Genomic DNA, 12,343 nt, shown 5'->3' on the forward strand with positions numbered 1-12,343 from the left:
TGTTAATTGTTTATATCGTTTGGATATAGATTGTTAAATATCTAGTCGAGAACGCTCTTAAAAATGTTTTCATCCTCTACAGCTCAGGAGCTGATTATGCTGATTATTCGTTTGTATGGTTGTCCAGTTTTCATTGGTTATGAGCAAAAAAAGCAGCCAATTGAACATTCTGGAGTGAAAAATGAGCCACCAACAGTTAAGCCATCAATCATTTAGTAATCAATCTGCCGTTAATACAGTATCTGCCAATACATTACCTTTATTGGACCTTTCATTGCTTAATGGCAGTGACACTGAACGTCAGACATTCTTGAGCGCTTTACGCCATGCCGCCCGAGATATCGGTTTTTTCTATCTTACCGGACATGGAATTGACCCCGCGCTACTAAAACAGATCCAAACTTTGTCACGTGAATTCTTTGCTCTGCCAGATGAAGAAAAACTGGCGGTCGCCATGGTGCGCTCCCCGCATTTTCGCGGCTATAACCGTGCTGCTTCTGAGCTTACTCGCGGTCAGCCCGACTGGCGCGAACAGTTTGATATCGGTGCTGAGCGAACGCCATTACCTCAAACCCCCGGCACGCCAAGTTGGGCGCGGCTGCAAGGCCCCAATCAGTGGCCTGAGGGGCTACCTGAGCTAAAACCAGCACTGTTGCAATGGCAGCGGGAAATGACGGGAATGGCATTGCGCTTGCTGCGCGCTTTTGCTCTGGCATTGAACTTGGATGAAAACGCCTTTGATGAGTTATATGGCGATAAGCCTAACGAGCATATCAAGCTTATTCGCTATCCGGGGCGAGAAACCACGCAAAGTGGGCAGGGGGTCGGGGCGCATAAGGATTCAGGTTTCCTCAGTTTCTTATTGCAAGATCAACAACGTGGTTTGCAGGTAGAAGTGGAAGAAGGGCGCTGGATTGATGCGGTTCCACAAGACGGCACCTTTGTCGTCAATATTGGTGAATTGCTTGAACTGGCCAGTAATGGATATTTACGCGCCACAGTACATCGTGTGGAAACCCCACCGCCAGGGGCTGACCGTCTGTCTATCGCCTTTTTCCTCGGCGCGCGCCTGGATGCAGTGGTGCCATTGTATCAACTGCCTGAATCTTTGGCGCTGGAGGCTCGGGGGCCAGCCAGTGATCCGCATAATCCGCTGTTTCGTGACGTCGGGCTTAATTATCTCAAAGGGCGCTTGCGTTCTCATCCGGATGTTGCAGAGCGTTACTATCCAGAAACCTTTGGCTCTTGAAACTTACTCAATGGCGTGGGTGTTATTAATGATAAAAACTTATTTTGGGATGATGATTATGACTAAGAAACCTGTTTCTGGCTGGATTCGTGCGGCATTACTGACAGCACTGACATCAACTTTTACCTTATCAGCGCAGGCCGCTGAAGCCCTGCGGGTAGCCGCAGATCCGGTTCCCCATGCGGAAATTCTGCAATTTGTACAGAAACTGGACCCGTCGTTAAATCTGAAAATCATTGAGATCCCAAATGGCGTGAACTCCAATGAGTTGTTAGCTCATGGTGATGTGGACGCCAACTACTTCCAGCATGTTCCTTATTTGCACTCACAAGAGCAGGCACTGGGGCAGAAATTCGCTGTTGCCGCCACGGTGCATATTGAGCCACTCGGCGTCTATTCCCATAAACACAAAACCTTTGCAGATGTGCCGGAGAATGGCACGGTGGCGGTGCCAAACAACGTCACTAATCTCAGCCGTGCACTCTATTTATTGCAAGATCAGGGGCTGATTACCTTGCAGCCGGGCTTTACTGATCCAGCCAAAAACCAGGCAACACCTAAAGATATTGCCAGCAATCCAAAGCACCTAAAAATCTTGGAGATTGAATCACCGCAGATCCCACGTTCATTGGATGATGTTGATTTGGCTGTGATTAATGGCAACTATGCCTTGGAGGCTGGGTTAAGTCCGGCTAAAGATGCATTGGGGCTGGAGAAAGCGGCCGGTAACCCTTACGCCAATATTTTGGTCACCACGCCAGCATTGGCAGCCGACCCGCGCATCAAACAACTGGCGCAAGATTTACAATCGCCAGAAGTGGCGAAGTTTATCACTGAAAAATATGCCGGTTCGGTTATCCCAGTGGCAGGTATTAAATCATGATCAGCATCGAACGCCTGAGTAAAACCTATCCGCAAGGAGGGCTGCCGATGGTGGCTCTGGAGGAGGTCTCGCTTGAGATCCCGACTGGCTCGGTGTTCGGGATTATTGGCCGCAGCGGGGCCGGTAAAAGTACTTTAATCCGCTGTCTTAACTTACTGGAGCGGCCCACTTCGGGCCGTATTCAGGTCGATGGCCGCGAGTTAACCACACTTTCTGACCGTGAGTTACGATTACAGCGGCAGAATATCGGCATGATTTTCCAGAATTTCCATTTACTTCATTCACGTAATGTCTGGGACAACATTGCTGTGGGTTTGGAAATTATTGGTATGCCGAAATCGCAGCGGCAAAAACGTGTCGCAGAATTATTAGATTTAGTGGGGTTGAGTGACAAAGCGCATGCTTTTCCCTCTCAGTTATCCGGTGGGCAAAAGCAGCGCGTCGGTATTGCCAGGGCGCTGGCGGCTAAGCCCTCATATCTGTTATCTGACGAGGCCACCAGTGCACTGGACCCAGAAACTACTGCCTCGATATTGGCACTGCTCAGTGATATTAACCGCCAGTTGGGGTTAACCATCGTGCTGATTACCCATGAGTTGGATGTGGTGAAATCTATCTGTGATAACGCGGCGTTACTCGAAGGTGGGCGAGTGGCCGAAACCGGCGCTATTGCGGATTTACTGGCTTCTCCTCACTCCCGTTTAGGGCGTTTATTACTGCCAGCCCGTGGCCCGGCTTCTTTATCCGGTACGCCGGTGGCGGAGCTCACTTTCTTTGATACGTTAGCGGCCTCGCCAGCACTCAGTGAATTGGCGCACCGACATGCGGTGGGCGTCACTCTGCTCGGCGGCGGAGTGGAATCGATTGGCGGTCAACGGGTTGGCCGTTTGCAGGTTGATTTCAGCCACCCAGATGGCGGGTTGAATTTGGCTGAAGTCTTACAATTTCTTAATGAGCGTGGTGTGAGGGCCGAGTTGCTATGAACAACCGCATGAGTTGGCAGGACCTGCTGGCATTGGTCGCTAATGCTACCGGCGAGACCCTATATATGGTGGTGATTGCCACCTTTTTCACCGTGCTGATTGGTTTGCCTTTGGGCGTATTATTATTTGTTTCACGCCCTAATGGGGTGCTACCTGCGCCGCGGCTAAATACCTTGATCGGGGCCATCGTGAATTTAGGGCGTTCAATGCCCTTTGTGGTGCTACTCATTGCATTAATTCCCATTACCCGGTGGATTATCGGGACGACACTGGGCAGTACTGCCGCTATTGTGCCCATCACTCTTGGGGCAATTCCGTTTTTTGCTCGAGTGGTTGAAGCGGCATTAGATGAAGTTGATAAAGGGCGAATTGAGGCCATTTTATCCATGGGGGGATCGGCGCGGCATGTGATCCAAAAAGTGTTGTTGCCGGAAGCACTGCCCGCTTTATTGGCGGGGATAACTTTAACCGTCGTCATGCTGGTGGGGTTCTCATCAATGGCGGGGGTTATCGGTGGCGGCGGGCTGGGTGATTTGGCTATTCGTTATGGTTATCAACGATTTAATAATGAAGTGATGGTCGCGACTCTAATTATATTGGTGATTCTGGTTCAGGGTGTACAAAGCTTGGGTGACAAGTGGGTCAGGTCACTGGCTCATCGGCGTTAACACTTTTACCGCATAAAAGTTTTTGCCGCTTATTTTTTGTTCATCCCGACACCTATTTTCTTTCATTTCTTTTCTTCTCTGTCTATTCTTGACGTTCTCTTTTGTACCTATCAAAATGATAGGTACAAAATTGAGAGGTGATTGAATGGAATCTAATACACCTTTACGTTATCAGGGAATGACGGTCAGGGAGTTTCCGCTCAGTGCTGTTTCAGCACGAAAAATAGTTAACGATCTGGCAATGAATCATACTGGACGTATTCGTATCAGCCGGCATGCCAAGCAAAGGATGTCTGAACGGAGTGTTACGCTGCGGCAAATTTTGCATGTTTTTGTCAGCAAGCACAGCCGATTTATCGAAGTACCGCACCAAACTGCCGCCGGTGACTGGAAGTTTAACTTACAAGGTGTTGCCGCAGGTGATGTGATTGAAATAGTGACGGTGCTAAAGCGGCATGAGGACGACCCAACGGTATTTGTTGTCACGGTGATGATTAAGTAATGGAGAAAAGTCATGTATCACTACACGGAGAGTGGTTTAACCACGGTATGGTTGGCTAATGGTTATCACTGTGATGTTGTTGATGGTGAGCGGTTTACCAGTATTGATGATGTTGATGGTTTGCATCGCCTCATTGGCAAAATATTAGTTAACCGCAGCAATCCTTTAGTCGCCGATGAAATTCGCTTTATACGTATTGAAATGAACATGTCGCAAAAAGCACTCGCGGCATTACTCGGTGTGGATGTACAGACGGTAGCTCGTTGGGAAAAAGGGCAAACCAGCTTGCCACGAACAGCAGATGTCTCTTTGCGGGCGCTGTATGTGGAATCTATTGATGAGGCCAGTGGTGTGGGCCATTTTTTACGTATTCTGGCCGATTCTGAAGTGCAGCAATCAATAGAAAAATTGATTTTTGAAGAGCGCGGGCATAGATGGCAAAGAGCCGTTTAGTTTTCAGCGCTGTGTGTATCACGGTAGGAAAGCCTCCACTCCTACCGTATTTTTTATTAAAAATTAACCGTTTAACGCTTGCGCCAAATCGGCTATCAAATCTTCAGTATCTTCAATACCGACGGACAAACGCAGTAATTGTGGCGTAATGCCGTGTTTGAGTCGGGTTTCCAAGGGGATTGAAGCATGGGTCATGCTGTAAGGCTGGCTGATTAAGCTCTCGACTCCGCCAAGACTTTCGGCCAGCGTAAACAAGTGTGAGCGCTTAATCACTGCACGAGCAAAGGCATCATCCCCTTTCAAGCGGACAGATATCATGCCACCAAAACCGGCCATCTGTTGGGCAGCCAGCGCATGCTGTGGATGACTTTTCAGCCCCGGATAATACACATTTTCCACTTGTGGCTGCTGTTCAAGCCATTCGGCAATGCGCTGAGCACTGTAATTATGTCGTGCCATCCGCAAAGCCAGCGTGCGTAAGCCGCGCAATGTCAGGAAACTACTGAATGGGTCTAAAATTCCCCCCACGGCGTTGTGCAAAAAGCCCAATTGCTCAGCCAGCTCAGGGTTATTCCCTACCGCTGCCACCCCGGCTACCACATCAGAATGACCATTAAGATATTTGGTGGCTGAATGCACCACAATATCAAAGCCCAGCTCCAGTGGGCGCTGAATGTAAGGCGAGGCAAAGGTATTATCAGCCACACTGATCAGACGATGTTGCTTGGCAATAGCGGCAATAGCTGCCAGATCGGCCAGTTTTAACAGTGGGTTAGTCGGTGTCTCCACCCAGATCATTTTGGTGTCAGGTAAAATGGCCTGTTCCAGTGCTGCGGTATCTGCCGGAGAAACATAAGTCACGCGCAAACCGGCGCTGCGACTGCGCACTTTCTCCAACAATCGGTAAGTTCCGCCATATAAATCATCAACTGCAATGATATGGCTGCCTTGATCCAGCAGTTCAAGTACAGTTGAACAAGCTGCCAAACCGGAAGCGAAGGCGTAACCACGAAGGCCACCCTCCAGTTCTGCAATAGCGTTTTCCAGTGCAGTACGAGTGGGGTTACCACTGCGGGAATATTCATATCCGGTATGTTCGCCGGGAGCCGGTTGTGCAAACGTGGATGTCGCGTAAATGGCGGGCATCACGGCACCGGTGCTGTCAGGGGTATAACCGGCGTGGACGGTCAGCGTATCGAACTTTGCCATAATAAAAATCCTTAATAAGAGAAGGTTAAGCCAGCTTTTGACGCCAGGTATTCAAAACATCGGTGCGGGTAATCAGGCCAAGAAAGTGTTCGCCATCCAGTACTACCGCGACATGACCATCATTAAAGGTGGTCAGTAGCGCGTGGTAATCCGCCTCTTTTTGCAGCGTGTTGACCTGACGTGTCATGGCAGTACTGACGGGTAATTTAAAATGATTGGCATCGGCTTGGACCGCATTCAGCAGATCCCACTCATCAATCAGCCCAACGACTTTTTCGCCGTCTAACACCGGTAACTGTGAGATGTCATACAGGCGCATCCGGGCATGAGCGACCGCCAGTGTGTCTTGTGGCGTGACCGAGACAGTCGCACCATCCTGATGGCTATAAGTGATGTAATCGCGCAAATCGCCATGTTGAGGTTTGCTGAGTAAACCCTGCTCCAGTAGCCAGTAGTCATTGAACATTTTTGACAGGTATTTATTCCCACTGTCGCAGACAAAGGTCACGACCCGTTTCGGTGTGGTCTGCTCGCGGCAATAGCGCAATGCCGCAGCCAGCAAGGTACCGGTTGAAGAACCCGCCAGAATCCCTTCTTCGCGTAATAGGGTGCGGGCAGTGCTGAATGCTTCGGCATCATCAATTTGGTAGGATTTTTTTACCTGAGAGAAATTACTCAGTGGCGGAATGAAATCCTCACCAATACCTTCGACCAACCAACTGCCGGCATCATTAATCTGTGAGCTGTTGACGTAATCCGCCAAAATAGAACCGGCGGGATCAGCCAGCACAAACTCGGTGGTCGGCGAAACCTCAGCAAAATATTGGCTCAGCCCACTCAAGGTGCCACTTGAGCCGACACCGACCACGATGGCGTCGATGTGTTCGTCCATCTGCTGCCACAGTTCTGGGCCGGTTGATGTCCGGTGTGCCGCCGGATTCGCAGGGTTATTGAACTGGTCAATATAGAAAGCGCCGGGGATTTCCTGGGCCAGACGCAGGGCATAATCCTGATAATAAGCCGGATGACCTTTACCCACATCAGAACGGGTTAGCAACACTTGTGCGCCTAACGCCCGTAGATGGAAAATTTTCTCCTGACTCATTTTATCCGGCACCACCAAGACCAATTTGTAGCCTTTTAGTGCCGCTACCAGCGCCAGCCCCAGGCCAGTATTGCCCGCAGTGGCTTCAATAATAGTGCCACCGGGTGACAGCAGACCATCTCGTTCCGCCTGTTCAATCATCGACAGCGCGACTCTATCTTTAATCGAACCGCCGGGGTTTTGATTTTCCAACTTCACAAACAATTGGCACGGGCCGGTATCAAAGCGGGTCAGTTCCAAAAGGGGGGTATGGCCGATAAGATCAAGCACCGAGCGAGGGATTGCCATTATTTGCTCCAGCAAAAATTTGAGTTAACTGAGTGAGTTCGATTAACAACCTATGGCGGGATAATAGCGCTAGCGACTTAGGCACTAAAAAGAACAAATAACCCATTTATATTCCTTTTTGGAATATGATTATTGTTTTTTAGACGTTTAGCTGCTTAGGTGTAAGGACGTTTAGATAGGAAGATGGTTAGCCGTGTAGCCATCAATATTTATTGAAAAAGCGCATCTTTACAAAACAAAACGTAAAACTACGCCCAATTGACTCGGCAATGGGATAAATTTAGAAAAGGTGCTGAAGTATGACTAAGCTAATATTTCAGTATCAGTGAAAAGACGTTACTTTTTCGCTAATTGGACTGTGGTTTGTTCTGGGAATACCACTTATTTCCGATTATTTGCAAGGATACTCTGGCGACCTCATGATGAAATTTACCCTCCCGTTTAAGACAAAAAAGTTCTCTTTCAGTGCCGGATTATTGCTCTTGGTACTGCCCGCCGCCCATGCGGCTGATGCTCCAGCGGCTCCGGTGATCGATGCTAAAGCCTATGTATTGATGGACTATGACAGTGGGAAAGTGCTGGCTGAGGGGAACAGTGACCAACGCCTTGACCCGGCCAGTTTGACGAAAATTATGTCCAGCTATGTGATTGGGCAGGCGATTAAAGCCGGTAAAGTTCATCCGGATGATCTGGTGACTGTCGGGAAAGATGCTTGGGCCACTGGTAATCCGGCCTTGCGAGGCTCTTCACTGATGTTTTTGAAACCGGGCGATCAGGTGAAATTGTCCGATTTGAATAAAGGCATTGTTATTCAATCAGGTAATGATGCCAGCATCGCATTGGCGGATTATATCGCTGGGAGCCAGGATAGTTTTGTTGGCTTGATGAATAATTACGCCAAAGCATTGGGCCTGAACAATACCAACTTTATGACGGTGCATGGCCTTGATGCGCCGGGGCAGTATAGTACCGCACACGATATGGCCTTATTGGGGCAAGCACTGATCCGTGATGTGCCCGAAGAGTATGCACTACACAAAGAGAAAGAATTTACCTTTAATAAAATTCGCCAGATTAACCGTAACCGCCTGTTATGGAGCACTAATCTCAATGTCGATGGTATGAAAACCGGCTATACCACCGGGGCGGGGCATAATCTGGTGGCTTCGGCGACCGACGGGCCAATGCGACTGATTTCTGTGGTACTAGGTGCGCCCAGCGATAGAGTGCGTTTCAGTGAAAGTGAGAAACTCCTGACGTGGGGATTCCGCTTCTATGAAACCGTGGTGCCGATTAAAGCCACCAAACCTTTTGTGACGCAGAAAGTATGGTTTGGTGACACCGGGCAAGCTGAACTTGGTGTTGCGCAAGATGCCGCCATCACCATCCCGAAAGGGCAGATGAAGAACTTGAAAGCCAGTTATAAGCTGGATCAAACAGAGCTACGAGCACCACTGGCGAAGCATCAGGTGGTGGGGACGATAGATTTTCAACTGGATGGCAAAACTATCGACCAGCGCCCGCTAGTGGTATTGAACGAAGTCAAAGAGGGCGGCTTCTTTAGCCGTATCTGGGATTTTGTCATGATGAAACTTAACCAGTGGTTTGGCGGGGTTTTTGGTTAAGTTTAGGATGATTATATAGGGCGACTATCCGATCGCCCTATTACCCTTCGAACTTGAAGCCGCAGGGGTGTTAGCAGCGCTCACTCACCCGAGTCACTGACTTGAGTTAGCTCATCGGGATTTGCTCTCTTGCTGCCTACCTGCAACTCCACGTTCTTTGGGTAACCTCTTCAGACTTGAAGCCGCAGGGGTGTTAGCGGCGCTCACTCATCCGAATCACTGGCTTGAGTCAGCTCATAGGGATTTGCTCTCTTGCTGCCTACCTGCAACTCCACGTTCTTTGGGTAACCCTTCGGACTTGAAGCTACAGGGGGTTAGCGGCGAGAGTTCATCCGAATCACTGACTTTAGCCTTAGTGCATCAGTTGCAGGCGACTATCTTGATTGCCAGCCCACCGCGAGACGTTTCACGATATTTTGAGTTCATATCTTTGCCGGTTTCATACATCGTTTCGATGACTTTATCCAGACAGACACTTGGCTCACTAGTCCGACGCAGCGCCATCCGAGCGGCATTAACCGCTTGCACGGCGGAAATGGCATTACGCTCAATGCAAGGCACCTGAACTTGCCCGGCCACAGGGTCACAGGTTAGCCCCAGATTATGCTCCATGGCGATTTCAGCGGCGATACAGACCTGAGCAGGGCTACCTCCCATTAACTCAGCCAAACCTGCTGCGGCCATTGAACAGGCAACCCCGACTTCCCCCTGACAGCCCACTTCTGCGCCAGAAATAGATGCGTTCATTTTATACAGCGCACCAATAACCCCTGAAACCAGGAAATAACGGCTGTAAGAGTTTTCATTCACTGGGCGAATGAATTTATCGTAGTAAGCCAAAACCGCAGGAATAATACCGCAAGCCCCGTTAGTCGGTGCTGTGACCACACGCCCGCCCGCGGCATTTTCTTCGTTAACGGCTAAGGCATACATATTGATCCAATCAACCACCATCATTGGGTCAGCATTATGCTTATCCGTGGTGACCAGCATCCGGCGCAATGCCGCGGCACGGCGCGGCACTTTCATCGGGCCGGGTAACAGGCCTTCAGTATTAATACCGCGCTCAATCCCCGCTTGCATCACCTCCCAGATCGCCGCAAAGTGTGCGCTTATCTCGGCTTTACTGTGCAAAGCCAGCTCATTTTGCATCACTAAACCTGATAAAGATAAACCGGTATCTTTACAGTGTTTTTGCAGATCGCGGGCAGAATTGAAGGGATAGGGCACGGTCACTGCGTGGCTATCTTGCTGACCAAACTGAGTTTCATCGACAATAAACCCGCCGCCGATGGAGTAATAGGTTTTGCTAAAAATACAGTCATCACCAGCATGTGCACTGATGGACATGCCATTTTCATGCAGTGGCAAATTGGTTTCATGGAAGTTCATGCCACCCACTGCCGGGAAATCAACTTCATGGCTACCATTAGCCAGTAGCAGACGTTCCCGCGACTCTACATCACGAATAAACCCTTGTATTGCATCAATATCAACGGTATCAGGCAAGTTACCTGCCAGCCCCATGATAATGGCGATATCAGTATGGTGACCTTTACCAGTCAGAGACAGAGAGCCGTAAACATCAACAGTGATTCGGGTGACGGCAGGAAGATGTCCTAGTGTGATTAAATCATCGGTAAACAGCTTGCCGGCTTTCATTGGGCCGACGGTGTGGGAGCTGGATGGACCAATACCAATCTTGAAAATGTCAAAAACGCTGACCATATATTCGCCTCCTTCATGTTAAAGGCGTTATACCCATGCTGGGTAATATTATTAAAATGCTTACATTACCGTGGAATAGAGAGCCGGCGCGGACGCACCGGCTTTTGAAACAATTTACAACGTCAGATGATGGTTGTGAGCTGGCCGTGAGCACTGGCCAGCCTCTAAATCATTTACCAAACAGGCTGAACAAGATTGCAGAGATAGCAATCAGGCCCATGATGACGACGAATACGTTGCTGATGTGACCGCTGTATTTGCGCATCGCAGGAACTTTATGGATTGCATACATTGGCATCAGGAACAGCAGCATTGCGATGATTGGGCCACCCAATGTTTCAATCATGCCCAAGATGCTTGGGTTCATGGTTGCTACGATCCAGGTTGTCACCAGCATGAACAGTGCAGTAATGCGGTTCAGTTTGTCATGATTGATGGCTTTGCCTTTGCTACGCAGAGACTTGATCATCATCCCGTTAAAGCCTTCACGTGCGCCTAAGTAGTGGCCCAGGAAAGATTTGGTGATAGCGATAAAGGCAATGACCGGAGCCATATAGGCAATCATTGGGGTATTAAAGTGGTTAGCCAGGTAAGACAGAATAGAGATATTCTGGCTTTTTGCTTCAGCCAAATCAGCCGGAGACAGGCTCAGTACGCAGCTGAATACGAAGAACATCACCGTAACAACCATCATGATGTGAGCGAAAGCCAAAATGCGGGAGCATTTTTTCTCAGCCTCAACACCGTACTCTTCACGTTTTGCTACCGCAAAGGCGGAAATGATCGGGGAGTGGTTGAACGAGAATACCATCACCGGAATCACCAGCCATAAGGTCATCCACAGGCCACTGCCAGTCCCATTGCCATCCATTGATACATGTTCAAATATCGCACCTGACCAGTTAGGGATCAGATAGACCGCCAACAGCATCAATACCGCGACAAATGGGAAGACCAGAATACTCATTGCTTTCACAATGGCATGCTCACCAAAACGCACGATAGTCATCAGGCCGATGATCAGAATCAGCGACAGAATGGCACGTGGTGGTGATGGCAGATGCATCTGGTGTGTGATGAAGCTATCAACAGTGTTGGTAATTGCCACACTGTAGACCAACAAGATTGGGTAGATAGCAAAGAAGTAAAGCAGAGTAATCAGCTTACCCGCGCCTTTACCAAAATGCTCTTCAACCACTTCAGTAATGTCTTCACCCGGATTTTTACCTGACAGCACAAAGCGGCACAGGCCACGGTGAGCATAAAACGTCATCGGGAAAGCGATGATAGCCATAACGATAAGAGGCAGAAGGCCGCCGATACCCGCGTTGATTGGCAGGAACAGTACGCCAGCACCGATTGCTGTTCCGTACAGACCCAACATCCACATGGTGTCGGTTTTACGCCATGTGCTTGATGAAACTTTTCCCGTGGAGGCAATAGTGCCTACTTGAGTAGTGTCCATGAAAAATCTCCATAGTGAACACGTTAATTTAAAATTAAGAACCGAAAGTTAGGCTCCTGTAATGCTTTATTTAGCGACATTATCAGGCGAAAAATTCAGTCTAAACGATTCGTCTAAAATGGTGCCCTGGTTATTACGTTGGTGCCGTAGTCGCGTGTTATACCTAAAAGTTAAAGTGCAAAAAT

Annotated in this window: 11 protein-coding genes; 7 read left to right on the top strand and 4 right to left on the bottom strand. The window is 49.1% G+C overall.

The window, feature by feature from the left end:
* Positions 1-181 precede the first annotated feature (181 nt).
* The 6 genes from N0H69_RS10885 (at position 182) to N0H69_RS10910 (ending at position 4,738) form a co-directional block, all read left to right on the top strand.
* Positions 182-1,249 carry an isopenicillin N synthase family dioxygenase gene (locus N0H69_RS10885; protein ID WP_050145400.1) on the top strand — a complete coding sequence of 356 codons (1,068 nt, stop codon included), beginning with the start codon at positions 182-184 and terminating at the stop codon, positions 1,247-1,249.
* A 58-nt stretch (positions 1,250-1,307) separates the two neighbouring features.
* A complete protein-coding gene (locus N0H69_RS10890) occupies positions 1,308-2,132 on the top strand; it encodes a MetQ/NlpA family ABC transporter substrate-binding protein (protein ID WP_050121391.1) in 825 nt (274 codons plus the stop codon).
* Positions 2,129-3,115: a methionine ABC transporter ATP-binding protein gene (locus N0H69_RS10895; protein ID WP_050106237.1), complete on the top strand. Its 987-nt coding sequence runs from the start codon at positions 2,129-2,131 to the stop codon at positions 3,113-3,115. The genes N0H69_RS10890 and N0H69_RS10895 overlap by 4 nt, the downstream gene beginning before the upstream one ends.
* Positions 3,112-3,783 carry a methionine ABC transporter permease gene (locus tag N0H69_RS10900; RefSeq protein WP_050106238.1) on the top strand — a complete coding sequence of 224 codons (672 nt, stop codon included), beginning with the start codon at positions 3,112-3,114 and terminating at the stop codon, positions 3,781-3,783. Before N0H69_RS10895 ends, N0H69_RS10900 begins: the two co-directional genes overlap by 4 nt.
* A gap of 145 nt (positions 3,784-3,928) precedes the next feature.
* Positions 3,929-4,285, top strand: a complete 357-nt coding sequence (locus tag N0H69_RS10905; protein WP_050106240.1) for a DUF4258 domain-containing protein — start codon at positions 3,929-3,931, stop codon at positions 4,283-4,285.
* Between the two features lie 12 nt (positions 4,286-4,297).
* Positions 4,298-4,738, top strand: coding sequence for a helix-turn-helix domain-containing protein (locus tag N0H69_RS10910; protein WP_050106242.1), 441 nt, complete (start codon positions 4,298-4,300; stop codon positions 4,736-4,738).
* Positions 4,739-4,801: 63 nt separating this feature from the next.
* On the opposite strand, the gene N0H69_RS10915 is transcribed toward N0H69_RS10910, so the two are convergent.
* Positions 4,802-5,947, bottom strand: coding sequence for a trans-sulfuration enzyme family protein (locus tag N0H69_RS10915; RefSeq protein WP_050151044.1), 1,146 nt, complete (start codon positions 5,945-5,947; stop codon positions 4,802-4,804).
* Positions 5,948-5,972: 25 nt separating this feature from the next.
* Positions 5,973-7,340 carry a pyridoxal-phosphate dependent enzyme gene (locus N0H69_RS10920; RefSeq protein ID WP_050120915.1) on the bottom strand — a complete coding sequence of 456 codons (1,368 nt, stop codon included), beginning with the start codon at positions 7,338-7,340 and terminating at the stop codon, positions 5,973-5,975.
* Between the two features lie 419 nt (positions 7,341-7,759).
* Here N0H69_RS10920 and N0H69_RS10925 point away from each other — a divergent pair, with 419 nt between their 5' ends.
* On the top strand, positions 7,760-8,965 hold the full coding sequence (locus N0H69_RS10925) for a serine hydrolase (RefSeq protein WP_050106248.1): 1,206 nt from the start codon (positions 7,760-7,762) through the stop codon (positions 8,963-8,965).
* 360 nt (positions 8,966-9,325) lie between these two features.
* Here the strand turns inward: N0H69_RS10925 and N0H69_RS10930 are convergent, their stop codons facing one another.
* The gene (locus tag N0H69_RS10930; RefSeq protein WP_050106249.1) at positions 9,326-10,693 is read right to left on the bottom strand and encodes an L-serine ammonia-lyase; all 1,368 of its coding nucleotides are present in this window, start codon (positions 10,691-10,693) and stop codon (positions 9,326-9,328) included.
* A 169-nt stretch (positions 10,694-10,862) separates the two neighbouring features.
* Positions 10,863-12,158 carry an HAAAP family serine/threonine permease gene (locus tag N0H69_RS10935; RefSeq protein ID WP_050106251.1) on the bottom strand — a complete coding sequence of 432 codons (1,296 nt, stop codon included), beginning with the start codon at positions 12,156-12,158 and terminating at the stop codon, positions 10,863-10,865.
* Positions 12,159-12,343: the final 185 nt, after the last annotated feature.

Source organism: Yersinia alsatica (assembly GCF_025133195.1).
In the GTDB taxonomy this organism is placed as follows: domain Bacteria; phylum Pseudomonadota; class Gammaproteobacteria; order Enterobacterales; family Enterobacteriaceae; genus Yersinia; species Yersinia alsatica.

Excerpts from the sequence above, each read along its gene's own strand:
- N0H69_RS10885 (WP_050145400.1), top strand. The coding sequence starts at position 182 with ATGAGCCACCAACAGTTAAGCCATCAATCATTTAGTAATCAATCTGCC.
- N0H69_RS10890 (WP_050121391.1), top strand. The coding sequence starts at position 1,308 with ATGACTAAGAAACCTGTTTCTGGCTGGATTCGTGCGGCATTACTGACA.
- N0H69_RS10895 (WP_050106237.1), top strand. The coding sequence starts at position 2,129 with ATGATCAGCATCGAACGCCTGAGTAAAACCTATCCGCAAGGAGGGCTG.
- N0H69_RS10900 (WP_050106238.1), top strand. The coding sequence starts at position 3,112 with ATGAACAACCGCATGAGTTGGCAGGACCTGCTGGCATTGGTCGCTAAT.
- N0H69_RS10905 (WP_050106240.1), top strand. The coding sequence starts at position 3,929 with ATGGAATCTAATACACCTTTACGTTATCAGGGAATGACGGTCAGGGAG.
- N0H69_RS10910 (WP_050106242.1), top strand. The coding sequence starts at position 4,298 with ATGTATCACTACACGGAGAGTGGTTTAACCACGGTATGGTTGGCTAAT.
- N0H69_RS10915 (WP_050151044.1), bottom strand. The coding sequence starts at position 5,947 with ATGGCAAAGTTCGATACGCTGACCGTCCACGCCGGTTATACCCCTGAC.
- N0H69_RS10920 (WP_050120915.1), bottom strand. The coding sequence starts at position 7,340 with ATGGCAATCCCTCGCTCGGTGCTTGATCTTATCGGCCATACCCCCCTT.
- N0H69_RS10925 (WP_050106248.1), top strand. The coding sequence starts at position 7,760 with ATGATGAAATTTACCCTCCCGTTTAAGACAAAAAAGTTCTCTTTCAGT.
- N0H69_RS10930 (WP_050106249.1), bottom strand. The coding sequence starts at position 10,693 with ATGGTCAGCGTTTTTGACATTTTCAAGATTGGTATTGGTCCATCCAGC.
- N0H69_RS10935 (WP_050106251.1), bottom strand. The coding sequence starts at position 12,158 with ATGGACACTACTCAAGTAGGCACTATTGCCTCCACGGGAAAAGTTTCA.